29 protein-coding genes are annotated in these 25,324 nt (G+C 29.5%); 4 read left to right on the top strand and 25 right to left on the bottom strand.

Features of this window, described 5'->3' with window-relative positions:
* Positions 1–72: 72 nt before the first annotated feature.
* The 3 genes from rpiB to KO500_RS05575 are packed head-to-tail and all read left to right on the top strand — an operon-like array spanning position 73 to position 1,740.
* Complete coding sequence (rpiB, locus tag KO500_RS05585) at positions 73–501, top strand: ribose 5-phosphate isomerase B (RefSeq protein ID WP_215955513.1); 429 nt, start codon at positions 73–75, stop codon at positions 499–501.
* Positions 502–517: 16 nt separating this feature from the next.
* Positions 518–967 (top strand): GNAT family N-acetyltransferase, encoded by a 450-nt coding sequence (locus tag KO500_RS05580; protein WP_215955512.1) that lies wholly within the window; start codon positions 518–520, stop codon positions 965–967.
* Positions 967–1,740: a hypothetical protein gene (locus KO500_RS05575; RefSeq protein WP_215955511.1), complete on the top strand. Its 774-nt coding sequence runs from the start codon at positions 967–969 to the stop codon at positions 1,738–1,740. Before KO500_RS05580 ends, KO500_RS05575 begins: the two co-directional genes overlap by 1 nt.
* A gap of 78 nt (positions 1,741–1,818) precedes the next feature.
* On the opposite strand, the gene KO500_RS05570 is transcribed toward KO500_RS05575, so the two are convergent.
* Entirely contained in the window at positions 1,819–2,193 is a 375-nt protein-coding gene (locus KO500_RS05570) for a hypothetical protein (RefSeq protein ID WP_215955510.1), read from the bottom strand.
* A 127-nt stretch (positions 2,194–2,320) separates the two neighbouring features.
* On the opposite strand from KO500_RS05570, the gene KO500_RS05565 reads away from it, so the two are divergent.
* A complete protein-coding gene (locus tag KO500_RS05565) occupies positions 2,321–3,550 on the top strand; it encodes a C40 family peptidase (protein ID WP_252732429.1) in 1,230 nt (409 codons plus the stop codon).
* On the opposite strand, the gene KO500_RS05560 is transcribed toward KO500_RS05565, so the two are convergent.
* From KO500_RS05560 to KO500_RS05445, 24 genes are all read right to left on the bottom strand, one after another.
* Positions 3,543–4,262 carry a hypothetical protein gene (locus KO500_RS05560; RefSeq protein WP_215955509.1) on the bottom strand — a complete coding sequence of 240 codons (720 nt, stop codon included), beginning with the start codon at positions 4,260–4,262 and terminating at the stop codon, positions 3,543–3,545. The two genes, KO500_RS05565 and KO500_RS05560, sit on opposite strands and share 8 nt — an antisense overlap.
* 94 nt (positions 4,263–4,356) lie before the next feature.
* Positions 4,357–4,995, bottom strand: a complete 639-nt coding sequence (locus KO500_RS05555; protein WP_215955508.1) for a toxin-antitoxin system YwqK family antitoxin — start codon at positions 4,993–4,995, stop codon at positions 4,357–4,359.
* Between the two features lie 17 nt (positions 4,996–5,012).
* Positions 5,013–5,669 (bottom strand): peroxiredoxin-like family protein, encoded by a 657-nt coding sequence (locus KO500_RS05550; protein WP_215955507.1) that lies wholly within the window; start codon positions 5,667–5,669, stop codon positions 5,013–5,015.
* Between the two features lie 79 nt (positions 5,670–5,748).
* On the bottom strand, positions 5,749–6,744 hold the full coding sequence (locus KO500_RS05545) for an MBL fold metallo-hydrolase (RefSeq protein WP_215955506.1): 996 nt from the start codon (positions 6,742–6,744) through the stop codon (positions 5,749–5,751).
* Between the two features lie 83 nt (positions 6,745–6,827).
* Positions 6,828–7,301, bottom strand: coding sequence for a GNAT family N-acetyltransferase (locus KO500_RS05540; protein WP_215955505.1), 474 nt, complete (start codon positions 7,299–7,301; stop codon positions 6,828–6,830).
* A gap of 574 nt (positions 7,302–7,875) precedes the next feature.
* Positions 7,876–8,892, bottom strand: coding sequence for a M56 family metallopeptidase (locus KO500_RS05535; protein ID WP_215955504.1), 1,017 nt, complete (start codon positions 8,890–8,892; stop codon positions 7,876–7,878).
* 168 nt (positions 8,893–9,060) lie between these two features.
* On the bottom strand, positions 9,061–9,426 hold the full coding sequence (locus KO500_RS05530) for a BlaI/MecI/CopY family transcriptional regulator (protein ID WP_215955503.1): 366 nt from the start codon (positions 9,424–9,426) through the stop codon (positions 9,061–9,063).
* Between the two features lie 341 nt (positions 9,427–9,767).
* A complete protein-coding gene (locus tag KO500_RS05525; RefSeq protein ID WP_215955502.1) occupies positions 9,768–10,571 on the bottom strand; it encodes a tetratricopeptide repeat protein in 804 nt (267 codons plus the stop codon).
* 5 nt (positions 10,572–10,576) lie between these two features.
* A complete protein-coding gene (locus KO500_RS05520; protein ID WP_215955501.1) occupies positions 10,577–11,074 on the bottom strand; it encodes a hypothetical protein in 498 nt (165 codons plus the stop codon).
* Between the two features lie 226 nt (positions 11,075–11,300).
* Positions 11,301–12,314 carry an NAD-dependent epimerase/dehydratase family protein gene (locus KO500_RS05515; protein ID WP_215955500.1) on the bottom strand — a complete coding sequence of 338 codons (1,014 nt, stop codon included), beginning with the start codon at positions 12,312–12,314 and terminating at the stop codon, positions 11,301–11,303.
* A 61-nt stretch (positions 12,315–12,375) separates the two neighbouring features.
* Positions 12,376–12,945 (bottom strand): Crp/Fnr family transcriptional regulator, encoded by a 570-nt coding sequence (locus tag KO500_RS05510; RefSeq protein WP_215955499.1) that lies wholly within the window; start codon positions 12,943–12,945, stop codon positions 12,376–12,378.
* Positions 12,946–13,068: 123 nt separating this feature from the next.
* Positions 13,069–13,884, bottom strand: a complete 816-nt coding sequence (locus tag KO500_RS05505) for a sialate O-acetylesterase (RefSeq protein ID WP_215955498.1) — start codon at positions 13,882–13,884, stop codon at positions 13,069–13,071.
* Between the two features lie 26 nt (positions 13,885–13,910).
* A complete protein-coding gene (locus tag KO500_RS05500) occupies positions 13,911–14,825 on the bottom strand; it encodes a sialate O-acetylesterase (RefSeq protein ID WP_215955497.1) in 915 nt (304 codons plus the stop codon).
* 101 nt (positions 14,826–14,926) lie between these two features.
* Positions 14,927–16,555: a S41 family peptidase gene (locus tag KO500_RS05495; RefSeq protein WP_215955496.1), complete on the bottom strand. Its 1,629-nt coding sequence runs from the start codon at positions 16,553–16,555 to the stop codon at positions 14,927–14,929.
* Between the two features lie 34 nt (positions 16,556–16,589).
* Positions 16,590–17,024 (bottom strand): ribonuclease P protein component, encoded by a 435-nt coding sequence (rnpA, locus tag KO500_RS05490; protein WP_215955495.1) that lies wholly within the window; start codon positions 17,022–17,024, stop codon positions 16,590–16,592.
* Between the two features lie 104 nt (positions 17,025–17,128).
* Positions 17,129–18,976 (bottom strand): M1 family metallopeptidase, encoded by a 1,848-nt coding sequence (locus tag KO500_RS05485; RefSeq protein ID WP_215955494.1) that lies wholly within the window; start codon positions 18,974–18,976, stop codon positions 17,129–17,131.
* A gap of 98 nt (positions 18,977–19,074) precedes the next feature.
* Positions 19,075–20,715: a S8 family peptidase gene (locus KO500_RS05480; protein WP_215955493.1), complete on the bottom strand. Its 1,641-nt coding sequence runs from the start codon at positions 20,713–20,715 to the stop codon at positions 19,075–19,077.
* A gap of 75 nt (positions 20,716–20,790) precedes the next feature.
* Positions 20,791–21,657 carry an MBL fold metallo-hydrolase gene (locus tag KO500_RS05475; protein ID WP_215955492.1) on the bottom strand — a complete coding sequence of 289 codons (867 nt, stop codon included), beginning with the start codon at positions 21,655–21,657 and terminating at the stop codon, positions 20,791–20,793.
* A gap of 101 nt (positions 21,658–21,758) precedes the next feature.
* Entirely contained in the window at positions 21,759–22,796 is a 1,038-nt protein-coding gene (arsB, locus tag KO500_RS05470; protein WP_215955491.1) for an ACR3 family arsenite efflux transporter, read from the bottom strand.
* 6 nt (positions 22,797–22,802) lie between these two features.
* Positions 22,803–23,426, bottom strand: a complete 624-nt coding sequence (locus KO500_RS05465) for a low molecular weight phosphatase family protein (RefSeq protein WP_215955490.1) — start codon at positions 23,424–23,426, stop codon at positions 22,803–22,805.
* Positions 23,427–23,436: 10 nt separating this feature from the next.
* On the bottom strand, positions 23,437–23,928 hold the full coding sequence (locus KO500_RS05460; RefSeq protein ID WP_215955489.1) for a GNAT family N-acetyltransferase: 492 nt from the start codon (positions 23,926–23,928) through the stop codon (positions 23,437–23,439).
* 1 nt (position 23,929) lies between these two features.
* Entirely contained in the window at positions 23,930–24,397 is a 468-nt protein-coding gene (locus tag KO500_RS05455; RefSeq protein WP_215955488.1) for a DUF6428 family protein, read from the bottom strand.
* Positions 24,398–24,437: 40 nt separating this feature from the next.
* Positions 24,438–24,770 (bottom strand): ArsR/SmtB family transcription factor, encoded by a 333-nt coding sequence (locus KO500_RS05450; RefSeq protein WP_215955487.1) that lies wholly within the window; start codon positions 24,768–24,770, stop codon positions 24,438–24,440.
* Between the two features lie 78 nt (positions 24,771–24,848).
* Positions 24,849–25,253, bottom strand: coding sequence for a response regulator (locus KO500_RS05445; RefSeq protein ID WP_215955486.1), 405 nt, complete (start codon positions 25,251–25,253; stop codon positions 24,849–24,851).
* Positions 25,254–25,324: the final 71 nt, after the last annotated feature.

Raw genomic sequence — 25,324 nt, 5'->3', positions numbered from 1 at the left:
CAAAAAGTGTGGTGAAAGCATAGGTATTTGTACCTTTACTGTATTATTACTAATATTTTAAAGTCAAATAAAATGAAAATAGCTATAGGTAATGATCATGCAGGAACAGAATATAAAATTGCTGTTGTTGATCTTTTAAAATCTATGAATATAGAAGTTATTAATCATGGTACAGATAGTAATGACAGTGTTGATTATCCTGATTTTGTTCACCCAGTGGCAAAAGATGTTGAAGAAGGTACTGTAGATTTTGGTATTATTATATGTGGTAGTGGTAACGGTGCTTCTATTACTGCTAACAAACACCAAAAAGTACGTTCTGCTTTATGTTGGACAAAAGAGATTGTTGAACTGGCTAGACAACATAATAATGCAAACATATTAAGTCTTCCGGCACGTTATATTGCGTTACCACAAGCTTTAGATATGGTAAAAACATTTTTAGAGACTGATTTTGAAGGTGGCAGACACGAAAGAAGAGTTGAAAAAATACCTTGTTAATAACATATACCTTTAAATGATTGAATTTGTTACTAAAACTTTTGATGATTTAACAACTACCGAATTGTATGCGATATTACAATTACGAAGTGAGGTTTTTGTTGTTGAACAAGACTGTGTTTATCAAGATTTAGATTATAAAGACCAAAAAGCTTTACATGTTATTGGTTATAAAAATGATAAAGTAGTTGCCTATACTCGAATTTTTAAATCAGGTATTTATTTTAAAGAAGCTAGTATTGGTAGAGTAGTAGTGGCTAAAGCTGAACGTGAATTTAGTTATGGTAAGTTATTAATGAAAGCTTCAATAACTGCTATAGAAAAGGAGTATAACGAAACTTTAATACGAATATCTGCTCAAAAATATTTACTTAAATTTTATAATTCTTTAGGTTTTAAAGAAGAAGGTGAGGAATATTTAGAAGATGGTATTCCGCATATTAATATGTTGTATAATTTTAAGTAATGTATAATCCGTATAAAAATTATCTAGATAGTTTCTTTGAAACCATAACAGAGTTTAAACACACTTCAAAACGTCTTAATACAGTTCTTCAAGGTGATGCTAAAAAATATACAGAAGATGGAGCTCGATATTTTTCAGGAACTAAATTATTTATCAGTGACTGGACTGGTCCTTTAGATAATGGATGGAAAATACCTTTTTCAACTGGTGTAAAAAGAGAAACTTTTAAAGAAAATTATGCTATTGAAATTGATAAAATACTTTCTCGTGAATTTGGATTAGCTTATGCGCAATGTTATGAGGCATTTGAAACTGTTTTAAAAGATTTTATTGATATAAAAATCAAAACTGATCAAAATTTTAAAAAATCTTTACCTATTGATAAAAATTATTCAAGAGAATATTTAAGAGGTAGTTATGAAATTTTTAAAATTGTTAAAAAAGCAGGTGGTAATAAATTTAAAGAGTATTCTAATCAGAATAATAATAATTTTAAATTTAGTGAATTATTCAAAATATTTACTGAAATAAGACATGCCATTACTCACTCTAAGGGAATTTTGAATTCATCAAAAATTCCGAAAGATGAATATTATCAATCACTTTTTGAGCACCTACTAAAACTAAATAATTTTGAAGGGGATTTAATTCAACTAAGATTTGATTATGTAACCCTTGAAAAACTTTTGATATATCTTTCTGAGTTTGCTTATCAGATATTTAAAATATTAAGTGAAGAAGATAATTATGAATGGAATTATAAGTTACTCTGAGAGTAATAAAATATAATTAAACTAAAAAAGAGATGCATTTTGCATCTCTTTTTTATTATTTCAAATTTTTATTTTTTACTATAGTTTAATAGGTTCTTTGTTCATAAGATTAATATCTTCTAACATAGATTCTGTGAACTTATAATGTCCTTTAGTAGTTATAATTCTAAATCGGTCTGATTTCATTCTACTTATTGTATCTAAAAACAACCATTTACTTTTTAATAACTTAGGTTTTGCCGATTTTAAACTGATTTCAAAAAAATATTTTTTACCATTTTTTAAAGCAACAATATCTGGTGTAATTTTAGAGTCACTTCCCTTTTTTAAATACGATTTAGGAGTTTCATATCCTTTCATATCCGCTTTAATATTTTCGAAACCAGTGGCTTCTAGGTGTTGGACAGACTTTTCAATTAATTCGGTATTTTCAATTTTTTCAGATGCTATCATAGATTATAGTATATAAAATAGATTTGTATTTTACAAATAAAAACTATTGATTAACAATACTTTAGCGTTATTTAATGCCGTATTATCTTTAAAATTTCTTACATTTTTAGCCATTAAATACTTTAAAATGTATAATTTACATTTTCTTATAAATACATTAGAAATGGTAAAGCATCTCACTAAAATATTTTCAATACATACAATTTTATTAATAGTAATATCTTGCTCTTATACCCCAAAAAATAATGCTGTTTTAATTGATGAAATTATAAATATTAAATCAGAATTTGCACCAGATAAACGTGTTGCATTGTTTAATATTGAAGCAACAAAAAGTGGAGATTTATATATTCTTCGTGGCGAAAGTAATTTACCTGATGCTGTTGATAAGTTAAAGAAAGATTTAGAAAAACAAAACATAAACTTTATTGATAGTGTTCAAATACTACCATCAAACAAGTTAAACGGCGCTACTAAGGGATTAATATCTAATTCAGTTTCTAATTTACGTAGTAACCCAAAACATTCTGCAGAATTAGGGACTCAAGCAACTTTAGGCACACCAGTAAATGTTTTAAAACAAGATGGAGAATGGTATTTGATACAAACACCTGATATGTATTTATCATGGGTTGATCATGGTGGTATTACCTTGTTAACAACAGATGAATTTACCATATGGAAAGATGCAAAAAAAATAATTTATACCAATGTTAGCGGTAGTTCTTATGCAACTGCTACTGAAGATGCTCAAATAGTATCTGATTTGGTTGCTGGTGATGTTTTAGAATTAATATCTGAAGATGAAGATTTTTATGAAGTAAAATACCCAGATGCGCGTACAGCTTTTGTTAATAAGTCTGAAGCTATAGACTATTCAAAATGGTTGCAATTGGTTAATCCGTCAGCAGAAAATTTAATAGCAACTTCAAAAAAATTAATGGGTTTACCATATTTATGGGGCGGAACCTCAACAAAAGGAGTGGATTGCAGTGGTTTTACAAAAACAATTTACTTTTTAAACGGATTTGTTATTCCGCGTGATGCCTCACAGCAAGTACATACTGGTGAGTTAATTGATGATGATAAAGATTTTAGTAAACTAAAACCAGGTGATTTACTTTTCTTTGGAACACCTGCTACACCTTTAAAAAAAGAAAGAGTAGTACATGTTGGTATGTGGATTGGTAATAATGAATTTATTCATTCATCAGGTAAAGTTAGAATTAGTAGTGTTGATAAAAATGCACCTAATTTTGATACTGAAAATTTGAACCGTTATTTGCGTACAAAAAGACTTATTAACACTACTGATAATGCTATTTTAAATTTAAAAGAAACTGCTGTTTTTAATTAGTAATCGGGTAATATTCTACAATCTCTAAAGTATCATCTAATAAGTTAATATATTGGTAATGAATAGTATCGTCTTTATCAAAAACATCGTTTCCATTAGTGTTTTCAATAGATTTAAAATAAAGTCTATCTACAGTAGTTAAAATATTAAAGTCTATAATTTCACTGTTATCAACAACTAGTTTTTTAAAGTTGCTACCATCTATTTTACTTATGTACATAGTTTGTATATCGTCATAATCAAGTTTACCATCATTATTACTATCAATATCAATTACATGGTATAAAAAGAGTTTTTTTCCAGTCTTTTTATACAAATCTGATAAAAAATTGGCGCTTGTAATTCTCAAATTCTTTTGTGTAAGCGGTACAAGTTTGTTAGTTCCTATTTGTTCAAATTGTAGATTTGTAAGTTCACCTGTAAACGTATAGTTATTGTAATTTGAAATACTAAAATTGGTCACATTCTCATATTTAAAAGAACTTTTTAATGAATAATTTCTAGTTTTTTCATAGAATTTTAATTTACCAATTGGGTGGATCAAAAATGCTGTACTATCAATATGTATGGGTAAATCAGCAGATAAAATTGACATAGAATCTTTAATTATAGCTTTTTTATCATCACCTCTATGAATAACTTTAATACTTGGTTCTTTAGTTGAGCATGATGCGGTAAGAAGTACAAATAATAGTATTACAAGGTTTTTCATTATTTAGTTTTTAAGTTGAACTCAAAACTAATTATGCTACAATATATTTAAAAGCTTAAAAGAGTGACTGCTACTTTACAATGAGTGAAGTCTATTATTTCTTAGATAATTTTATATCCTTTTCATAAATAATGGTCCTAATAAGTTTCTTATTCTCATCATAATATTTCCAAATTCCTTCTTTTTTTCCAGCTATTTTTTCACCGTAGCTCATTAAATTACCTTTTTTATTATAGGTTTTCCAAGTACCATTTGGTAATCCATTTAAGTAATTTTCTTCATGAATAATTTCACCAGTATCATAATACGTTTTCCACTCACCAGTAGCTTTTCCTATGCTATCATATATTTCAACGTATTTTAAAATACCATTTTCGGTATATTTATTCCAAGTACCAACTTGATTATTATTGCTGTGCTGACCTTCAGTTCGTAATTGCCCATTTGGGTAATATAACCTTAAATTACCTTCTAATTTATTATGTTCATAATTTTCGGTTCGTAGTACTTTTTCATTACTCATATACCAAATCCATTCTCCAGTTTTTTCATTATTTGTATATTGGCCAGTAACTTTTAAAGAACCGTCTTCAAAAAAATCTTTAAAAACAACAACGTCACTTTCAGTAGCTATTTGAATTCCGTTTTTAGTAGCCTTACTTGTACTTTCTTTGCAGTTAAAAACTAAAAGAATGGATATTAGTACTATTATTTTTAATGTGGTATAGGTCATTTAAGTTTTTTATGAGGTTACAAATCTTTTAAAAAGTCTGTAATTTCAGTTGGCTCTGCTCTTTTTTTGTAATCAACATCTAAAAAAGCATAAGTAATTTTACCATCGGTGTTAATAACATAAGTAGCCGCTAAAGGCAACTCATTAGAATCGTTACCGTTGTAATTTTCAAGTCCGAATTTTTCATTGTAAATTTTGGCAACATCATCGGTAAGTTTAAAAACTACACCATACTCTTTTGCTACCTCGTTGTCAATATCACTTAAAACTTCAAATTCTAAATTATTTTTCTCTTTAGTACTTATAGATTTATCTGGTAATTCAGGTGATACTGCAATTAATTTAGCACCTTGTGCTTTAATATTTGGCAATTCATCTTGTAAATGATGTAGGTTTATATTGCAATATGGGCACCAACCACCACGGTACCAAACTAGTACAACAGGTCCTTTTTTTAAAAAATCTTTTAAAGTAACTTTAGTACCAACAGCATTTTCAAGTGTAAAATCTGGAGCAATATCTCCAACTTTTTTTGCTTTATCAATTATATCTGTTTCATTTAAAGCTTCAAAACCTTCTTTATATACTTTTTTAGTAGTACCATCAGCATTGGCTTCAAAACTTGATATTTTAGCCTCTATAGCTTTTGATTGTTCAGATTGTATTTTTCCCATAATTATTTCTTTTCCAATTACTCCCAATTTAAGGATTAGAAAAGCGAGATTAAAGTTTTTAACTATAGTTTAATACAGGTTATAGATTATAAACATCATTAATTCTGGCAATGGAAAAGCCTTGTTTAACCACCAATTTTGTAGCTTCACTCTCAATGTTAATAACTGGGTTGGTGTGGTTAAAATGAATAAAGATTATTTTGCTTTTATCCTTTTTACTTAAATCTTTAAATTTTTCAAGACTCTCAACAATAAACGGGTGCGGAATTTGAGAAATATCTCTATTATTAATTTCTTCACCGCTATAAAAAGTAGCATCAAGAAATGCATAATCTACCTTTTGTATTTCAGAAATAATATCATGATCCCATTTTTCCCACTTGTCAATATCAGGAATAAACAAGGCTGTTTTATTAGGACCTTTTATTTTATAACCTACAGTTTCAGAATATTCATCTCTATGTGGAACTATAATTGGGGTTACACTAATAGAACTAGATAGTTCGATAGGATTTTCAGATGCTATACTTTTTAAAACAATGTTTTCTCTTTTTACAAGCTGACTCCACGGACCGTTTGTTGTTAAAAATTCTTTCATTTTTGGCATGGTATAAACTGGTGCTTGTTTGGCATCCATAGCCTCTTTACCTAAAAACATTAAACCAGTATAATGCCCAATATGCGCGTGTGTTAAAAAAATACCATCAGCAACTTCATTGCTTGTATCTTTCTTGTACCGTATAAGTGATTTCATTTGTGTTACAATATCAGGTGTAGCCTCAAATAAATAGCTTTTATCATTTTCAGAATCTAATAAACCTAATGAGGTAATTTGTCTGTCGTTATCTGGGTGTTCAAATAACCCAGCACAGCAGTCTTTTTTACAACCAATTTGCGGAGATCCTGCATCTTGTATGGTACCCAATATAACTATAGCAGTATTATTTATTTTGGTATGCTCCGTTGTTGTTTCTTCTTGTGGTTCTAAAATAACTTCAGTAGTTTTTTTAGAAGATTTTTTCTCAGCACACGAAAAAATAAATAGGATTGAAAGTAAAGTGTAAAATAATCTCATAGCAATAATTAACAACTATAAACAAATTAGTAGCTTATTTATAAGTTCAAATGTATCAATTATTAACTGTTTTCTATTTCGTTTTAACCTTCAGTATTTAATCTCATTTTTAAAGTATCAGGTTTAAAACCTCTTCTGGTGTAAGCACTTATAGCACTTTTATTTTCAGCATAAACATCTAACTGAATTTCAGTAAGGTTTCTATTTTTTGCTTTTGTCATTAAAACTTCAATTATTTTACCATTGATTCCTTTACCTCGGTATTCTGGTAATACATACATAAAGCCCAAATAAGCATATTTAGAAGGTTTTTTATACGGTTTAGAATCTTTTACCAGTAAATAGCCAGAACCTACAACAACATCATCTATAACGGCAACTATTAAATCTGATTCTTCATTTTTAATTAACCCTTCAATATCATAATATGAAATTTCGCCTTTAATTAAAGTTGGAGAAAATGCTCTTTCATATTCAACTACCCCTTGTTCAAAGTCTTTTAAAATTTTTAAATCTGATAGTTTAGCTTCGCGTATATGAATATTGATTTGTTGCATGTTTTTCACCAATTTTTGTTGCTATTAAAATAGTAAACTTTAATTAGTTTTTTCTGTAAGAGCCATAATTTAATTATCAAATACTGAAATAAATTTAATATAAAAATTAACATCAAAATCAGCCATTCTTTTTTCTAAATTCAGCATATCATTTTTTCAATTGATAAAAAACTTTATTAAAATGAATCGGTTCATCATTAATAACTCATTCTTCTTTTAATTAAAGAAATACGCTGTCATTTGATTTTGTTATCTGTAATTGATCATATTTACTCCACATTCACATTGATAATGATACTCCAATATTGAGAGTATCACTATTTTCCATTTTTTTTGAGAATTCAGTGTAATCTTGAGCTACTTTAAATTCAGATTTTTTTCGGTTTAGTCTTTTGCTTGCAACCATAAATTAGTATTGTAAAAACTAAAATTAATATGTTGTACTTTTTGTTTCTCATATGTTTACCAAAGGACATAGTTTACACGAGTTAAAGATTGGACTTTACACTAAATTAGTTTCTAACCTTGTAGATTGTTGTTCTGTAAATCTGAGAATAAGTCTTTATTATTCAGATTATTTAATTTTATGACCTTGAACAACTGGTTTTTGACCTCTATTAGTAATAATTTGCACAACACCAGACTCTACAGCTCCTTTACCATATCTTTCTTCAATATATTCCTTTTTTATGATTGCAATTGTTACAACCTGATTATTAGGTAAATCTAATATTGTTTGTCTATTTTGTAAAATATAATCTACTAGGTACAAAGGATTAGAATCCTTACCGTATCCAGGAGTACTTTCAACAAGTTTATCGACGGTTTGAGCAACAGAACCTTCCACTTTTTCTATAACAATAATTGATTTATCATCACTATAGTTTTGTGCTACTGTTTTTGTATTAAATAGTAAAAAAAATGTGATAATTGCAGGGACTACTACTAATGATTTCATAAGGTTTAATTTTTTAGATTTATTTGAATTTATTAATGTGATTCTTTTTTTAATTAGGTGATCGTAAAAATTGTTTACTAATAGAATTTTAGATGAGGGGATACTAAGCTTTAACATGGTATTTTGATAATTTACTCTATTATCAGCTTTTTTAATAGCTTTAGTATCTGCAAGAAATTCAAGATTTTGGACAATACTTTTTTTATATAACCATGCCACAGGATTTAACCAGTTAATAGCTTTATATATTTCCATTAAAATTATATCATAACTATGCCCTTGGAGTGAATGCTCTTTTTCGTGATTTAATATATCTTTAAGTTCTGTCGTAGAAAATTGTTTAGGATTATAAACAATGTTTTTCATAAAAGAAAAAGGAGAACCAGTCTCTTCACTTTCAATATAATTTAAGCCATCTTTTTTATATTTTTTAAGTGGTCTTATATATCTATAAAATGAATTAATGTTAATTATTAATCGAATAATAAAGACTAACGAAACGACAAGGTATACGTAATGAAAATGTTCTAATATATTTAGAGTATAAACTTCATTACTAGTAGGAAATTTAAGGTTTGTATTTAAATTTTCAAGTGATACAATTCTTGAAGTTATTTTTTCATTTAGATACATTTTATACTTTATAAATGGAGCTATTAAAGATGAAATTAGTCCAATATTTAAAAAGTGTCTATTAAAACATACAAATGTTTCCTTCTTTAAAAAGAAGATATAAACCAAATAAAAAGAAATTAGTATGAAACCAGATTTTAGTATATAAATGAAAAAAGACTCCATAATTTAGTTTTTTTTATTCTTTTCTATTTGCTCAATAACCTCCTTTAATTCCTCAATACTAATTTTTTCATTTTTGGCAAAAAATGAAACAACATTTTTATATGAGTTTTCGAAATAGCTTTCTATGGCGTTACTCATAAATTTCTTTCTATATTCTGCTTTTTTTATAATTGGATAATAACGATGAGTATTACCAAATGTCTCATGATTTACGTATCCTTTATCTTCAAGTTTTCTAATTACGGTAGATAAAGTATTATAGTGTGGTTTCGGGTTTGACATTTTTGATGCAATTTCTTTAACAAATGCCTTTTCCAAATCCCAAAGAATTTTCATCAATTCTTCTTCTTTATTGGTTAGTTTTTCCATTATATAATTTTTAATGGAATGAATATACAACTATTTTTTTAGTTGTAACAACTATTTTTTTAGTTTTTTAATGAAGTAAAAATTAATTACGATTATTTATGTATAACATAAGTATTGTGTATATTCAAATTTAGCCAATGTTTATTTATAAGAATAGTGTATGGCTTTGTGCGAATATTTTCCGTAAGAAAATCAGGCGTAGCAAACAGGCAAAAATCTCTGGTTAAGCTCAAAAATTGAGAAATATAATTATATATATCTCAAGTCTAAAAACTATTAAATTTAGCTATAAATCAGAAAGAATATAGGATTTTTTTACCTCAGTTCTTTGTTTTAACCAGTTATTTTAAGTTCAAACTTTGTTTAAAATCCAATATTTCAGATAAATATATTTCATTAAGAAACTCATTATACATATCATCTCTCTTGTAACTTATATTACTTTCTGCTTTTAAAATATTTTCTTTTGCATTATCCACTTGTCCAATTTTTTGGTAGGCTCTTGCCATTCCATAATAGGATTCTGGTGTAAATTCAGATTGATTTAAAGCTCGTTGAAATTCCGATATAGCTTTTTCGTAATTCCCGAGTTCGTATTCACAAAGTCCAAGATAAACGAAACTATAAATATCAACCCAACCCTTTTTTTGGTTTTTAATATTTTGTTTAAAAAATTCAATCGCTTTTTGATAGTCTTTTTTTCCGAAATAACATTCTCCTCGCAAAAAGTCAATATCTTCTCCCCAAGGGGCATCTACAAATTTTGGAGTTAAACTATCTAAAGTATTAAAATCACTTAACGCATTGTCAAAGTCTCGTAATTTTCTCAATTTGATCCAACCTCGATATCCTAAATGCAATTTTGGGTCAAGTTCTACAGCTTTATCTAAAAGTTCAAAGCCTTTTGCGTATTCACCACTTTTGTTGAAAGCTACGGATTGTTCAAAATACGCATCTGAATAATCTGGATTTTGTAATTTTAAAATGTCAAACATACTTTGTGAAAAATAAAGACTTTGAAGATTTTCAGCAATTTCCAATCTTCTTTCTTTTGGTCCTAGTGCTATAAAGTATGCAATTGCTATTAAAAATGCGAAAAGCAAAATTGTGAAAATCACTTTAATTATTTTGATAAAATTTTTCATTATAATTAGAATATATCTGTGATTTTACCATTTTTAATTTTAAAATTCAATATATAATAACTATCAACGAATTCACCTTTCCATTTGCCTGCTTTCCAACCATTCAAATTTTTTATTGATTCTTGAATTTGTTTTATATTATTAGATTTAAAACTGTTTTCTTTTAAGTCTTGATCAATCATTTTTACTCGAAACCTACCTACTTTATTTTTGCAATTAATTACAAATCTGTAAGTTATAATACCTGATTCATTAAAACTCATATAATTTATAAGTTCATTTAGTTCTTTTTTTATAGTTTTTTCTCCACCTTGATAATTAGTACCTACAGAGTAGTATTGTTTAATTCTATTTTCATTACAAACTATAAAGTCGTAATTGTCAATATTTTCATCAAACACAATATCTCCAATTCTATGAGTTGTTTGGTAATAAATCCAAATAACAAGTATTATAGCTAAAAGAAAACTTGATAGTAAGAGTAAATTCAGTTTATTTTTCAATTCAGGTTTTTGTTTTTAGTGGTAATTTGTTGTAATGTTCAGCATAAAAAACATAGGACAGGTGATAAGCACTATTCTTTCAATTTATTATTTAGTCTACTTTTTTGATTTTCACAGAACTTTCGGTTAAGAATTAATACTCTGTTTTTTTATACCTCTTAAGACTAAAAACTATTAAATTTAGCTATAAATCAGAAAGAACATAGGATTTTTTTCCTACAGTTTTTTATATACTGTTTTCTTTTTTCCAATCGTTTTTTAAATAAGCCAAAGCATCTTCCAAAGCTTTTCTTGAAGATTTTGGGTTGTAGTCTAATTCTTTTCTAGATTTACTAATATCATAATCTTGTTTTAAGCCATAAAACATATCTATGTAATGTTTCATTAATAAAGGTTCTTTTCCTGTCAATTTACTGCTAAATCCCATTAATCCTGCAACAGAATACAATAAACATTTCGGTACTTTTTTAGGTGTTTTTAATTTTAGTTCAGGGTATAATTCTGATGCTATTTTTACTGTTTCTTGTACCGTAGTGTGGTGTTTGTTGGATAAAATGTAACGTTCTCCATTTCTACCTTTTTGCATGGCTTGATAAGCACCAAAAGCAACATCTTTTACATCTACCCAATTTAAAGTCATATTTGTATCTACAGGAATCTCTCCATTTAAAGCTTGATGTACTAAGTTATTACTGTAACTTAATTTGTGAGCTTCACTTCCAATCATAGCAGAAGGCAAAATTAAAACGGTTCTGATACAGTATTTTTCACCCAATTCTAAAGCTAATTTATCTGAATCGTTTTTAGAGTTATAATACCAATTTCTGCGGTCTTTATTATAACCATTATCAACATTTGCGGGTAATTTGGTAAAATCTAAAGATGCAACAGAACTTACATAAACAATGTTTTTAACTCCACATTCTTTTGCCATATCGAATACATTTTGAGTTCCTTGCATGTTGTTGTCATAAATTTCCTCTTTTGGATTTTTTGCCCACATACTAAAGTTTGCAGCCACGGCATATAAGTTGGTAACTCCTTGAAATGCTTTTTTAAGTGATGCCCTATCCATAAGGTCTGCCTGTACAACTTCGCATTCTAAACCTTCAAAAGGTTTAGTGTTTTTAGTGTTTCTAACAGTAGTTCTTACGGTTTGATTATTTGAAAGTAAAAACCTAACTAAGTTGTTTCCTAAATGTCCTGTTCCTCCTGTTACTAATGAAATTTCGTTGCGCATAATTTTTAAATTTTGTTTGAGCAAATTTCGATAGATATTAAGAGGTTAGAAATAACATTTGTTAGAAAGCGATTTGTTTTCTGATACGACTTAAGGATTGAGGTTCCATTCCTAAAAAAGAAGCGATATTGTCAATAGATACATTCAAAGCTAATTTTGGATGCTGATTTACAAATTTTAGATAACGTTCTTTTGCCGTTAAAATTTGAAAATCTTTAACACGCTCTAGTTTGGAACTTAAATGTTCGTTGGTTACTTCTTTGACAAATATTGCCCAAAATTCTGTTTCCTTTTGTAAAATGTCAAAATCCGGTTTCGATATTTTTAAAACTCTTGACTCTATTACAGTTTCGTAATAATCTAATGACGGTGTTTCTGTCATAAAACTATCTAAAGATGTGAAGAAATCTTGTTCTGCTACAAGATGCTGTATGATAATCTTCCCGTCAATATTTTGATATCCTTTTACAATTCCAGTATCTAAAAAATAAATATATCGCTCAACTTTTCCTTCTTTTAAAAGATTAGTTTGAGCTGGTACTTCTTCAGAGACAAAGTGCTTTTTGATTAAATCAATATAATTTTGAGTTAAAGGAATTCTGGATTGTATGTAATTAATTAGATTTTCCATTTTCTTTTGTAATGGTATATGACGTACGTGTACTAGTAAGTTTAATAGTACACTTAAATTTATAAAAAAACACTTTACAAATATTATTTGCAAGGTGTTTTATTTAAAAGAAGGGTAAGTACTTTATTCTAAAAATTTTTCAGCATATCGTTTCCCTAATATTCGAATGCTTTTAGCGTTAAAATGAAGTTGATCACCTTTGTGTGTTAAGTCTTGTGTAGCAACAACTTTTGTAAAAACATCAGTCTTGACATAAGCCCATATTTTAGAGTTTAGTTGTTTCCAGTTCTCCTTATTTTTAGAATAACTCCCAATTTCTCCAATTATTACTGGTAATCTATCGTTATTAGCAACTGTTCTGAATCTGGTAAGTAATAAACCAAGGTTTTTGTCATAGTTATCAATTGTAGTTTGTTTTGCAGTATTACTTTCTCCTTGGTGCCACAAAATACCTTTTATGGTTCCGTACGTTTTACCTAATGTTACTTTTTTTTCAAAATTTTCAAAAAGCGAGACACTCCTGTGATTTTTGTTTTCTAACCATTGTTCAATGGAACTTCCACCAACCGCAGTTGGTAGTATTAAAATAGAAACAGAATCGGGTATTTTGGCTAATAATGTTTTACTGAATGACATGCCTAAATCTAAACCTTTCATCTTCGATTCATAAAAATGAAAAGGCTCTTTGGCATATATTAAATCATTAGTTTTATTTATTGTTAATATTCTTTTGTTTGTTATGGTGTCTTGCGGAGCTACAAATGCTCTACCAGCCATGTTTGATTGGCCCGCCATTATAAATACCCAAACATTTTCTTTATTTGGTATTTTGATTATTTTAAGTTCTTCCTTCGGAAAGTTTTTATCCCATGGTTTATGTTGTGCGTTGAGGTTGTGAGTTACTAATAGGAATATAAAAGAGATTACTAAATATTTCATGTACCGTAGTTGATTTTTGTAATTAATTATTCGTGGTTCAGTTGGTAAATTGCATCAGCAAATTTTTCACCTAAATCAATATAACCTTCACTATCATAATGCCATTTATCAGAATATTTGTAGTTTTTTGTACTCCTAACAATTGTAGCGTTCTTGTCTGTAAGAGCAAACTTTTCTTGTGCATATTGCACTAATTCTCCGTATTCCCAAACCTTTCCATTTTTGTTGTTCCCTGAGTCTGAAATTTTCCCAATTACAACCGGCATATCACCTGTTCTAAATGAAGCACGAACTAAATCTAGTAGTCTTTTTAAGTTATCGTAATAGCGTTTTGCTACCTCTTCATTATGCGCATCACTTTCGCCTTGCATCCAAATAATCCCGCTATGTACAAGAACATCTGTTATACCATTTTTATCAATATCGTTTGTTTCAGTTGCTAAACGGACTGTGTTTAAAAAATGATCGTATTGGTTAATTCCTGTTTTGCCATTAAAATCCGGTTCCCAAGTGCCAGCATTTCTTGATGCTAAAGTATCAATTGATGTACCGCCTTTTGAATATTTTATTAGTGCAATTTTATCGTTAGGGTAAAGGGTTTGTAGTTTTTTTGCAAAAGACAATTCTATACCAAAATAATTAGAAAGTTTATTTTCTTTAAGGTTTGATAAAAACAGTTTTCCATGTCCTGGTTTTAATTTATCCCATACACCTTGTCCACCATTTTTATTTTCATCTGGTGCAGGATTTCCATGAAATATGTAAACATTTTCAAATTCAGATTTTAGTTCTTTTGGCAAGTCAGACAGACTTCCGTGACCATCCATATTTGATTGTCCGCCTAAATAGAAAACTCGAATAGTATCTTTTTTTGCTAGTTGAGAACTAACTATTGTGGGTAAGCTTAGTAAAATTAGAAGTATTAATAGTGGTTGTTTCATCATCATCATTTCTCATTAAGAATAATGGAACTAAAAATATCAAAAAACACCTTACAAATATTATTCGCAAGGTGTTTTTATTAAAGTATGCTGTGTAATAGCTACTTTAAAATAGAATTGTATTTATTTTTATCGTTTAACAATTCGCTAGCGGTTAAAATAGCTTCATCATGTGTTAAATAATAATCGTATAAACCTTCATTATAAAAATATCGGGTAACAATTTCGTCTTCTAATTGTTTAATAATTTCTTTTTTAGAAGTATCAAGTCCAGTAATTTTTTTTGCATTTATTTCAGTTAATAAATCACGGTATTTCTCTTGTACATGATCATCTAATAAATCACTATCATTCAAACTCATCGCTTTATTCAACGCTTTTTCAGTTTCTGTTTCAAACGTAAAACCTGATGATTTAATACGGCTTTTAAATACTTCAAAATCAGCATCTGTAAATTTAAAATTAGCAACATCTGTAATCTCATGTGCAAAATAGTAGTCAGTTGCATAGTCAAAAATGGCATTCTCGTTTAATAAGGCAGTTGTTAGTGTATTTGTTTTTAATGCTTTTATTTCCACATCGGGCAAAACACCACCGCCGTCTTGTACTTTACGACCATTACGAGTTTTAAAGTCGTGAATATCGCTTGTTTTTACGGCATTACCAGCCTCATCTCTATGCCAATAGTCTAATGCTTGAATACACCTACCAGATGGCGTATAATATCTTGAAATAGTAACTTTTAATTGTGTACCATATGTTAATTTTAAAGGACGTTGCACCAAACCTTTACCAAAACTACGTGCACCAATAACAACGGCTCTATCTAAATCTTGTAAACTACCTGATACAATTTCACTTGCAGAAGCACTACGACCGTTTACCAAAACAACTAACGGAATTTCAGTATCAACAGCTTTATTTCTTGTTTTGTATTCAGAATTGAATTTTTTGACTTTTGATTTAGTAGTAACAATCAATTCCCCTTTCGGAACAAATAAGTTGGTCACATTAATAGCTTCTGATAACAAACCACCAGGATTACCACGTAGGTCTAAAATAATATTTTCGGCACCTTTATCTTTTAAATCTATTAAAGCGGCTTTTGTTTGTTCAGATGCTTTTTGGTTAAATTTTGATAAAACAATATAACCTGTATTGTTATTCACCATTTTAAAATATGGAACAGCATCAACTTCAATAGCTTCCCTAGTAATTGTAGATGTTTTAATTTTTCCTTGACGTTTAAAAGTTACATCAACACTTGTGTTATTAGCACCTTTTAAAAGCTCGGTAGCATTTTCATTTACGTCTTTTACATCAATATCACCAATTTTTATAATTTCATCACCCGCTTTTAAACCTGCTTTATCTGCAGGATTATTTTTATAAGGTTCTACAATAACAAGCTTGTCTTTATAAGCACGAACTATTGCACCAATACCTGAGTATTCACCGGCATTACTAATTTTATAAGCTTCAACGTCTTGTTCGTTTAAAAAACGAGTATAAGGGTCTAAATCTTCTAACATACTTTTAATGGCAGTATCCATTAAAGCAGCAGGATTTGTTTCATCAACATAGTTCATGTTGAGTTCTTTAAATAGGGTAGTGAATATCTCTATTTGTTTAGCAATCTCAAAAAAATCACTTTTAAAACTACTTCCAACAACAATAAATACTAAGGCAAATACAGGAATTATAACTTTTTTTTGAATCAATTTTTTCATGTAATTATGCTCTTTATTGCTTAAAATTAGTTTTTTAATCCGTTTCAGTACTCGTTTCAATAGCTGTTGGTTTTTGTTTAACTACTGCTATTTTTTTATTAAACTTGTTAAGTAAGGAAACCATACACGTATTTATTTCTGAACTTTTAGGCATTTCTTTCCCTAAATATAAAAATAACAACGCATACTTATCTGTACTATTGTTGTTTATTGAAGATTTGTTGAGTCTGTATGCTTCTCGTAAAACTCTTTTAATTCGGTTTCTTTTTACAGCACTTTTAAATTTACGTTTTGATACAGTTACACCGGCTTTAATTGAAACTTCGTCTTTAATTAAATCAGTTTTTGCATACACCAAACGAATTGGGTATTGTGTGACACTTTTGCCTTCAGAAAATAGTTGTTCAAAGAGTTTTTTACTCTTCAATTTTTCGGTGCTACCGTACGTAAAGTTTGTTTTATTATCCATAAGGGTACTAATACTGCAAAGATAGTATTCTATTTGGTATGCACTTAAAAACAAAAAACCAAGATACTAGTGCATCTTGGTTTTTAATTGTTATTTTTTTGATCTTAATTTTTTTGCCAAAAACTATTTTCAGGATCTACATCAGCCATTAATTGCGACGGATCAATTACTACTGCTTTTATACTTGATAAAGGTTTATCTATAGTAAAGTCGTAAGTAGGGTATGCCCATGCCCAATTAGGTAAAATAGTTCTTTTTAAATTAGGGTAAGGGTTTTCTTTTTCGCCATGCATCATTCTTAATGAAGCATAAAAAGTTTCTTGTGTACCATCTTCATAAACCACTAAAACATCAATAGGCATTGGCATTTGACCAATACGTTCTAATGTAATTTTTGTTTTTTCTCCTTCTGATGCTACTTCTTTTACCGCATAATCAATAGTATTTGTAGTTTGTGTCCAATCCGTCAAATACCAATCTAATTCCATATTAGATATTTTTTCAGCAGTACGCTTAATATCATTAGGTATTGGATGTTTAAATTTGAAGTCTTCATAATATTTATGAAGTGTCTCCATTAATTTATCTTGCCCAATAATATAACCCAATTGTGACAAGAAAATAGACCCTTTACTGTAAGCTGCAATACTATATGGCATATTTTCTGCGTAACGATCTGCATGCGTAGTTTGTGGTTGTTCTTTACCTGAATTTACCAAGTAGTAATAGCTTTTGTATGAATTTTCTAAAGGATTTTCTTTATTTTCATTCATAATTTCATTCTCACATAATGTAGAAATAAAAGTGGTAAAACCTTCATCCATCCACTCGTGTTTAGATTCGTTACTAGCTAATATGTGTTGAAACCAAGAGTGTGCTAACTCATGAGCAGTTACACCTACTAAACTACCAAACTTACGTTCACCAGTAATTAAAGTTAGCATAGCATACTCCATACCACCGTCGCCACCTTGAATAACTGAATATTGATCGTAAGGATATTCACCAACATTTTTATTGTAAAACTCCATCATTTCAGCTGTTTTTGGCTGTAGTTTCTTCCAGTTTTCAGCAATCTCTTTTTTGTCTTTGTATAAAAAGTGAAGCATAGGCCCGTTAGGTACTTGTAATGTATCGTGTACATATTCAGGATCTGCTGCCCATGTAAAATCATGCACATTTGGTGCTTTAAAATGCCATGTAAGTGTTTTGCCTTTTTGCTTTTTTATTTTAGAATCAGCAGCTTCATACCCATGACCAATTTCTTGTGGGTTTTGTAAATAACCAGAAGCACCAACAGTATAGTCTTTATCAATAGTAAGTTTTACATCAAAATCTCCCCAAACGCCTTGAAATTCACGAGCGATATATGGGTCTGCATGCCACCCTTCAAAATCATATTCAGCTAATTTTGGGTACCATTGTGCCATTGAAAGTGCAACACCTTCTTTATTGTTTCGGCCAGCTCTACGAATTTGTAAAGGTACTTGACCTGTAAAAGTCATATCAAAAGTTGCTGTACCACCAGCAGGAATAGTTTCTGCTAATTTTACGATAAGAATAGTACCTTCTTCTTTAAACTCTAAAGGTTTCCCATTTTGAGTAAGAGTAGCAATTTTTAAGAAACCAATTTCATCAGGAGATAAACTTGCAATTCTACTTTTACCATTCTCCGTCATTCTACCATCAGGGTCAGCAATAGTCTGTAACCTAATATCCATTTCACTACCTGGCTGAAAAGCATTAAAAAATAAATGGTAATATACTTTGTCAATAGCATCAGGAGAATTATTAGTATACACTAATTTTTGAGTTCCTGTATATTGGTATGATTTTACATCCATAGTAACATCCATGGTGTAATCTACATGCTGTTGCCAGTAGCTTGTATTTTGTGCAAAGCCAGTAATACCTGACAATAGCACTAAAAATGATAAAATTCTTTTCTTCATAGTCGTTTTTTATTTTAGTCTAAAGTTATTAAAAAGAAAAAGATCAAAGAAATTATATATTTCAGTGATCTTTTTCTGTATAATTTATGAGTATTTGTTTAAAGTTTTACTTTTCCGTTTGCTACTTGACTAGCCAAAATAAGTGCATTGTAGGCATTTACCATTTTTCCTGATTTAGTAAGTTTTGAAAACTCAGTAGCTTTTGAAGCTTCCCCAGCAACAACAACTGATGTTTTTGTTGTTAAACCAGACTGCATGATGATTTTTTTAACCTCAGCAGCTTTTAATTTAGGGTATTGCGATCTTATTAATGCAGCAACACCAGCAACAGCAGGTGCTGCCATTGATGTACCACTATTATAATCATACTCATTACCAGGAACTGTAGAATAAATTGCGCTACCAGGTGCAAATACATCTACATTAATAACACCGTAGTTTGAGAATGATGAAACTAAGTCAGCACCATAGTTACTAGTTATAGAACCTACAGTAATAACATTATCTGCAATTTCAGCACCGTTATCTACTTGATCATTAGGGAAATTAGGGTTTGTTGGGTTGTCTAAATCTAAACCATCATTACCTGCAGCATGAATAAAAAGGACATCTTTTGAAGCCGCATATTTAATAGCATCATATACCCAATCAGCATTAGGTGAAAATGATTTACCAAAACTACCGTTAATTACTTTTGCACCATTATCAACTGCATAACGAATACCTAAAGCAATATCTTTATCATACTCATCACCATTTGGTACTGCTCTAATGCTCATTAGTTGTACATTATTTGCAACACCATCAGCTCCTTTTCCATTTCCACGTTGTGCTGCAATAATACCAGCTACATGTGTACCGTGACTTTCATCTTCAACACGGTTTTGAGGATTTCCATTACCGTATATAGTATCTTCTAAATCATAAGGGTTGTCACCAACAGGTGTTCTACCATCAAATTCTACATTATAATTATAGTTTAATGATTCAGTCATTGAAGTAATACCACCAGTGATATCTTTTATAAAACTTGGAACATCTTCAGCAAAAGTATATACTTGCTTAATCATGCTAATATTTTGAAGTAAAGTAGCATCTTGTGTTTCAATTGCAGCAACGTCTTCTTTTGTATAAGTACCTTTTCCTAATTTCTCTTTTACGGCAGTATCAGCAGTAGTTACAGTTTGTAAAATTTGCTCATAATAAGTTTTGTTTTTTAACGTCTCATTGTATTTTTCATCGAGAGCAGCTTTCGCTTTTGCTTGGTATGCAGCATCTCCTATCTTTAATTTTACAATACGAGTCATTTCTAACAACTCATTGTATGATTCGCCTAAAAAGTTATAACCATGAATATCATCAACATACCCATTTTTATCATCATCAATGTTATTCCCCGGAATTTCTTTCGTATTTGTCCATAGTACATTTACTAAATCTTCATGTTCTAAATCCATACCAGAATCTAAAACGGCTACAATAACAGTTTCTCCTTTATTTCCTTTAATAATATCAGTATATGCTTTATTAACTGACATTCCCGGAATAGTATCTGTTACTAAATCAAGGTGTCCCCAATTTTTCTTTTCTGAATCAGTTAAATCAGATACTTTTAATGGTATTGCGTCTATATTTTCTACTGGAGTACTAACCAATACTGGTGATGAACTGCCACAGCTTGATAGTAATAATGAACCAAATGCTAGTCCAAAAACTGATTTTGTAAAATTAAATGTCATGTATGTGTTTATTTATTGAGTGTTTATGAAATAATTAAAAAGTAATTTTATTAAAAATGAGGAAGTAAGTTGTTGTTAATCAAATATTTCTTCGAATGTATGACTATTTTTCAAGCGAATACCTTTTTCTGTTTCTTGTACCGTGCATATTTGATTGTGAGCATCATGTTCTAAAAACAGATAATAATCGTTCTGCGCTGCAATTTTCAAGAATTTTTCTTTTTCCTGAAGTGTCAATAGTGGTCGTGTATCATAACCCATTACGTAGGGTAGTGGTATGTGACCAACAGTAGGTAGCAAATCGGCCATAAAAACCAATTTTTTGCCTTTATAGTTTATATGCGGAATCATTTGTTTATCCGTATGACCATCAACAAATAAAACATCAAAATTCAATGCTGTATTTTCTAAGAAATCAGACCCAGCCTTTGGAGAGTCTATAAAATTTAGTTGTCCGCTATCTTCCATAGGCAGTAGATTTTCTTTTAAAAAAGATGCTTTTTCTCGGTTATTTGGTTCCGTTGCCCATATCCAATGCTCTTTATTGGTCCAAAACTTAGCATTTTTAAAAACAGGCTCATAGCCTGTATGGTCTTTATTCCATTGTATACAACCACCACAATGGTCAAAATGAAGATGCGTCATAAAAACATCAGTAATATCATCTTTATGAAAACCATATTTAGCTAAAGACTTATCTGTAGAAAAATTTCCCCACATATTATAATAACTAAAAAACTTATCTGATTGTTTGTCACCCATTCCAGTGTCAATAAGTATTAACTTATTTCCATCTTCAATAAGTAAACTACGTGCGGCAAGATCAATAAGGTTGTTGCTGTCAGCAGGGTTTGTTCTGTTCCATAATGTTTTTGGAACAACGCCAAACATAGCACCACCATCTAATTTAAAATTGCCCGTTTCTATTGGGTATAGCTTCATTTATACTGTAATAATCCTGAAATTTAAGAAAATCAAAAATCAATCAAGATTAATTAAGAATTTTTAACGAAAACCTTATAGAAACGGGCAATATATATACGTTATGATTTTGTAAAATATTTTTTACGTAACCAGAATGATACACGTACTAAAAGTATTAGCGCTGGCACCTCAACTAAAGGTCCAATAACGCCTGTAAATGCTTCTCCTGAATTTAAACCAAAAACAGCAATAGCAACTGCAATAGCAAGTTCAAAGTTATTACCAGCAGCTGTAAATGCTACTGCTGCAGTTTTATCATAAGTAGCACCACTAGCTTTTGTTACAAAGAAGCCTACGATAAACATAATTATAAAATATACTAATAATGGAAGTGCAATTAATAAAACATCGCCAGGTATGGTTACAATTAACTCACCTTTTAATGAGAACATTACAATAATTGTAAATAATAATGCTATTAAAGTTAATGGAGATATTTTAGGTATAAATTTTTCGGTATACCACTTTTCTCCTTTCAATTTTACTAAAATAACTCTACTTAAAATACCCAAAACAAATGGAATACCTAAATAAATGGCTACACTTTCTGCAATTGTTGCTATTGAAATATCTACAATTGCACCGTTAAAACCAAAATAAGGAGGTAGTACAGTGATAAATAACCAAGCATAAAAACTGTAGCCAAATACTTGAAAAATACTATTTAATGCCACTAAACCTGCACCATATTCACTACTACCTTCCGCAAGGTCATTCCAAACCAATACCATTGCAATACAACGTGCTAAACCAATTAGTATGAGACCAACCATATAATGTGGATGATCTTGTAAAAAGATGATTGCTAGAAAAAACATTAATACAGGTCCAATAATCCAATTTAAGATTAATGATGTGCTTAGTATTTTTATATTTTTAAAAACCTTGGGCAGTAATTTGTAGTTTACTTTCGCCAAAGGCGGATACATCATTAATATTAATCCAATAGCTATAGGAATGTTCGTAGATCCGTTACTGGCGCTATTGATTAAATTAGGAAATGAAGGTATAAAATAGCCTATGCCAACCCCTAAAATCATGGCTATAAAAATCCATAAGGTTAGGTAATTATCTAAAAAACTCAATTTTTTTTGCATTACTTTTTATTTTTTTATTTCTGAAAAAACATAAAATAGTTCCGTTGCAATTTGAATGCTTCTTTCTTGATATTTTTCTGTTTGTTGAGGTGTATTATCAAAAGCTTTAGGGTCATCAAAAGTTATTGGTATTCTTTTTTCAGCACCTGCTATAAATGGGCACCCTTGATCAGCAGAAGAACAGGTCATAATTGCAGCAAACTCTGATTGAGGGTTAAACGTATCATCAAACCTTTTTGAAAACCCAATAATAGGAGCCTCATTAGTAGTGTATTTTATACTATAAACAGGATTGTCAGTATTTGAAAGTTTTTCAATTGAAAACCCTGAATTAGTTAATGTTTCAGCAACTTTAGGAAATAGTGCGGTAGCTTCAGTACCACCAGAATAACAAAATACATCTTTAATACCAAAATAATGTGCAATAGCTTGTGCCCACACTTGCGATAAATGACTTCTACGTGAATTGTGAGTACAAATAAAGTTTAATCGAATTGTAGCATTATTAGATACTTTTACCTGAATAAAATCGACTAAAGGTTGTAATACTGCTTTACGCTCTTCTGAAATTTCTTGTGGTTGTAACTTAGCAACAATTGTATTTATGTTACTAAAATGTGTTGTTTCCATTTTGTGTTGTTTATTTAATTCCTATAGTTTTACTTCTTCGTTCAAGTAATATATTATCAAGCCAAACACCGTTTAATTGTCCAATTTTTTCACGGTATCCAATTTCTCTAAAACCACAATTTATATGCATTTGAATACTTGCTTTATTATCTCTCATAATACCAGATTGTAGGGTCCAAAATTTATGTGCTTCGCTAATTTTTATAAGTTCTAGTAATAATTTTTTACCGATGCCTTTACCTCTGGATTTTTCAGAAACGTATACACTAACCTCAGCAACACCACCATACACACATCTACTAGATACGTGTGCTAATGAAGCCCAGCCTAAAACTATATCACTGTCTTGTAATGTAATTCTCCCAATTGGTAAGTGGTTTTCATCCCAAGTTTTCCAATCAACAGCTGCAGTTTGAAAAGTGGCCATACCAGTTTTTATACCTTCTTCATATATTTTTGAAACCTGAGAATAATTAGCTTCTGTAATAGCGTGAAATTTCATACTAACAGCAACCTGAATTAGGGTCGCAACTACTTCCAGTTGGTAAATCTGCCATTTTGAGCTTCGGCTTACTTTCAGGAATTCCGCAATTTTCTTTTGCTAAACAATCTGTTTGTTTTGTAGTTAAAAGAAAATTAGTACCATTAAAACCTAAACCAAATTTTCCAATAGTGTCTCCTTGATATTCAACTTCAATATCTAAATCTCCAATACCTAAAACTTTTTCTGATAATTGTATAATATCTAGTAATTTTTCAGGATGTAATCTGTGATCATAATCATCAGCATTCCATAATTGAAAATTTACAACTTCTTCATTTCTAACAGTACCACCGCAATCAATAAAGTTTTTAGTTACTTTCCCTACTTCAGTTACATGAAAATGACTAGGTACTAATGATCCGTTTGGTAATTCAAAAGCTATATTTTCTAAAGCTTTTAAGTGATTTTTAATTTCTGATAGTTTCATATTATTGTAATATTACGATTAATAGATTCAAATTTTTTTTCTAGCAACAACTTCCTTTTTCTGTAATGTCTTGGTTTAAAAAAGCGTTCATTACATTTTTCATTGCCAACCAGTTATCTTTGTCAATACAATAGCAAACACTAGTGCCGTCAATAGTTCCTTTAATCAAACCCAAATGTTTAAGTTCTTTTAAATGTTGTGATATTGTTGGCTGTGCTAAACCAATTTCGTTTACCAAATCACCGCAAATACAAGTATCTATTTTAAACAGGTGTTCCAGAATAGCAACCCTTGCTGGGTGGCCAAAAACTTTAGCAAAAAGAGCAATCTCGTTTTGTTTTCTAGTAAATATTTCAGATTTGGCTAATCCCATTTGTTTTAATTAATTTGTTTATTGCAATATTACGATAAATATGATTATGGAATTATTAAAAAAAGTTAAATTAAAATTTTAAACCGATTTTAAATTGAATATATCGTCTACTAGAGTTTTATTAAGAGGTTTTGTTAAATGACGGTTTACTGCCGGACATTTTTTAGCTCGTTTAATATCATCAGGATTTATTGATGAACTTAAAATATATACACTACAAGAGGCTTTTATATCTTCAGGAAACTTCATGTATTCTTGTAAAAATCCAAAACCATCCATATGAGGCATACATAAATCTAAAAATATAATTTCAGGAAATTTTTTTGCTTCATCATTAATAAGATTTTTTAATTTTTCAATACCATCAAAACCAGATTTTGCTGTAATGATAGTATCGGTAATATTAAATTTTTCTAATACAGACTTATGTATGAAGTTGTCTATTTCTGAATCGTCTATTAGCATTATAGAGTTGAAATGCATATTGGTTCTTATTAAGTTGTGGTGTGGTTTGAGGTATAATAACGTATGAATTACGTTTATATTTTTACTCA

Source organism: Cellulophaga baltica (assembly GCF_018861125.1).
GTDB lineage: Bacteria > Bacteroidota > Bacteroidia > Flavobacteriales > Flavobacteriaceae > Cellulophaga > Cellulophaga baltica_A.
Note: the sequence above shows the minus strand (reverse complement) of the source record. Positions and strands in the feature narration are given on the sequence as shown.

What these genes read in the sequence shown, in the direction of transcription:
- rpiB (WP_215955513.1), top strand. Translation starts at nt 73, where the DNA reads ATGAAAATAGCTATAGGTAATGATCATGCAGGAACAGAATATAAAATT.
- KO500_RS05580 (WP_215955512.1), top strand. Translation starts at nt 518, where the DNA reads ATGATTGAATTTGTTACTAAAACTTTTGATGATTTAACAACTACCGAA.
- KO500_RS05575 (WP_215955511.1), top strand. Translation starts at nt 967, where the DNA reads ATGTATAATCCGTATAAAAATTATCTAGATAGTTTCTTTGAAACCATA.
- KO500_RS05570 (WP_215955510.1), bottom strand. Translation starts at nt 2,193, where the DNA reads ATGATAGCATCTGAAAAAATTGAAAATACCGAATTAATTGAAAAGTCT.
- KO500_RS05565 (WP_252732429.1), top strand. Translation starts at nt 2,321, where the DNA reads ATGTATAATTTACATTTTCTTATAAATACATTAGAAATGGTAAAGCAT.
- KO500_RS05560 (WP_215955509.1), bottom strand. Translation starts at nt 4,262, where the DNA reads ATGAAAAACCTTGTAATACTATTATTTGTACTTCTTACCGCATCATGC.
- KO500_RS05555 (WP_215955508.1), bottom strand. Translation starts at nt 4,995, where the DNA reads ATGACCTATACCACATTAAAAATAATAGTACTAATATCCATTCTTTTA.
- KO500_RS05550 (WP_215955507.1), bottom strand. Translation starts at nt 5,669, where the DNA reads ATGGGAAAAATACAATCTGAACAATCAAAAGCTATAGAGGCTAAAATA.
- KO500_RS05545 (WP_215955506.1), bottom strand. Translation starts at nt 6,744, where the DNA reads ATGAGATTATTTTACACTTTACTTTCAATCCTATTTATTTTTTCGTGT.
- KO500_RS05540 (WP_215955505.1), bottom strand. Translation starts at nt 7,301, where the DNA reads ATGCAACAAATCAATATTCATATACGCGAAGCTAAACTATCAGATTTA.
- KO500_RS05535 (WP_215955504.1), bottom strand. Translation starts at nt 8,892, where the DNA reads ATGTATCTAAATGAAAAAATAACTTCAAGAATTGTATCACTTGAAAAT.
- KO500_RS05530 (WP_215955503.1), bottom strand. Translation starts at nt 9,426, where the DNA reads ATGGAAAAACTAACCAATAAAGAAGAAGAATTGATGAAAATTCTTTGG.
- KO500_RS05525 (WP_215955502.1), bottom strand. Translation starts at nt 10,571, where the DNA reads ATGAAAAATTTTATCAAAATAATTAAAGTGATTTTCACAATTTTGCTT.
- KO500_RS05515 (WP_215955500.1), bottom strand. Translation starts at nt 12,314, where the DNA reads ATGCGCAACGAAATTTCATTAGTAACAGGAGGAACAGGACATTTAGGA.
- KO500_RS05510 (WP_215955499.1), bottom strand. Translation starts at nt 12,945, where the DNA reads ATGGAAAATCTAATTAATTACATACAATCCAGAATTCCTTTAACTCAA.
- KO500_RS05505 (WP_215955498.1), bottom strand. Translation starts at nt 13,884, where the DNA reads ATGAAATATTTAGTAATCTCTTTTATATTCCTATTAGTAACTCACAAC.
- KO500_RS05500 (WP_215955497.1), bottom strand. Translation starts at nt 14,825, where the DNA reads ATGAAACAACCACTATTAATACTTCTAATTTTACTAAGCTTACCCACA.
- KO500_RS05495 (WP_215955496.1), bottom strand. Translation starts at nt 16,555, where the DNA reads ATGAAAAAATTGATTCAAAAAAAAGTTATAATTCCTGTATTTGCCTTA.
- rnpA (WP_215955495.1), bottom strand. Translation starts at nt 17,024, where the DNA reads ATGGATAATAAAACAAACTTTACGTACGGTAGCACCGAAAAATTGAAG.
- KO500_RS05485 (WP_215955494.1), bottom strand. Translation starts at nt 18,976, where the DNA reads ATGAAGAAAAGAATTTTATCATTTTTAGTGCTATTGTCAGGTATTACT.
- KO500_RS05480 (WP_215955493.1), bottom strand. Translation starts at nt 20,715, where the DNA reads ATGACATTTAATTTTACAAAATCAGTTTTTGGACTAGCATTTGGTTCA.
- KO500_RS05475 (WP_215955492.1), bottom strand. Translation starts at nt 21,657, where the DNA reads ATGAAGCTATACCCAATAGAAACGGGCAATTTTAAATTAGATGGTGGT.
- arsB (WP_215955491.1), bottom strand. Translation starts at nt 22,796, where the DNA reads ATGCAAAAAAAATTGAGTTTTTTAGATAATTACCTAACCTTATGGATT.
- KO500_RS05465 (WP_215955490.1), bottom strand. Translation starts at nt 23,426, where the DNA reads ATGGAAACAACACATTTTAGTAACATAAATACAATTGTTGCTAAGTTA.
- KO500_RS05460 (WP_215955489.1), bottom strand. Translation starts at nt 23,928, where the DNA reads ATGAAATTTCACGCTATTACAGAAGCTAATTATTCTCAGGTTTCAAAA.
- KO500_RS05455 (WP_215955488.1), bottom strand. Translation starts at nt 24,397, where the DNA reads ATGAAACTATCAGAAATTAAAAATCACTTAAAAGCTTTAGAAAATATA.
- KO500_RS05450 (WP_215955487.1), bottom strand. Translation starts at nt 24,770, where the DNA reads ATGGGATTAGCCAAATCTGAAATATTTACTAGAAAACAAAACGAGATT.
- KO500_RS05445 (WP_215955486.1), bottom strand. Translation starts at nt 25,253, where the DNA reads ATGCATTTCAACTCTATAATGCTAATAGACGATTCAGAAATAGACAAC.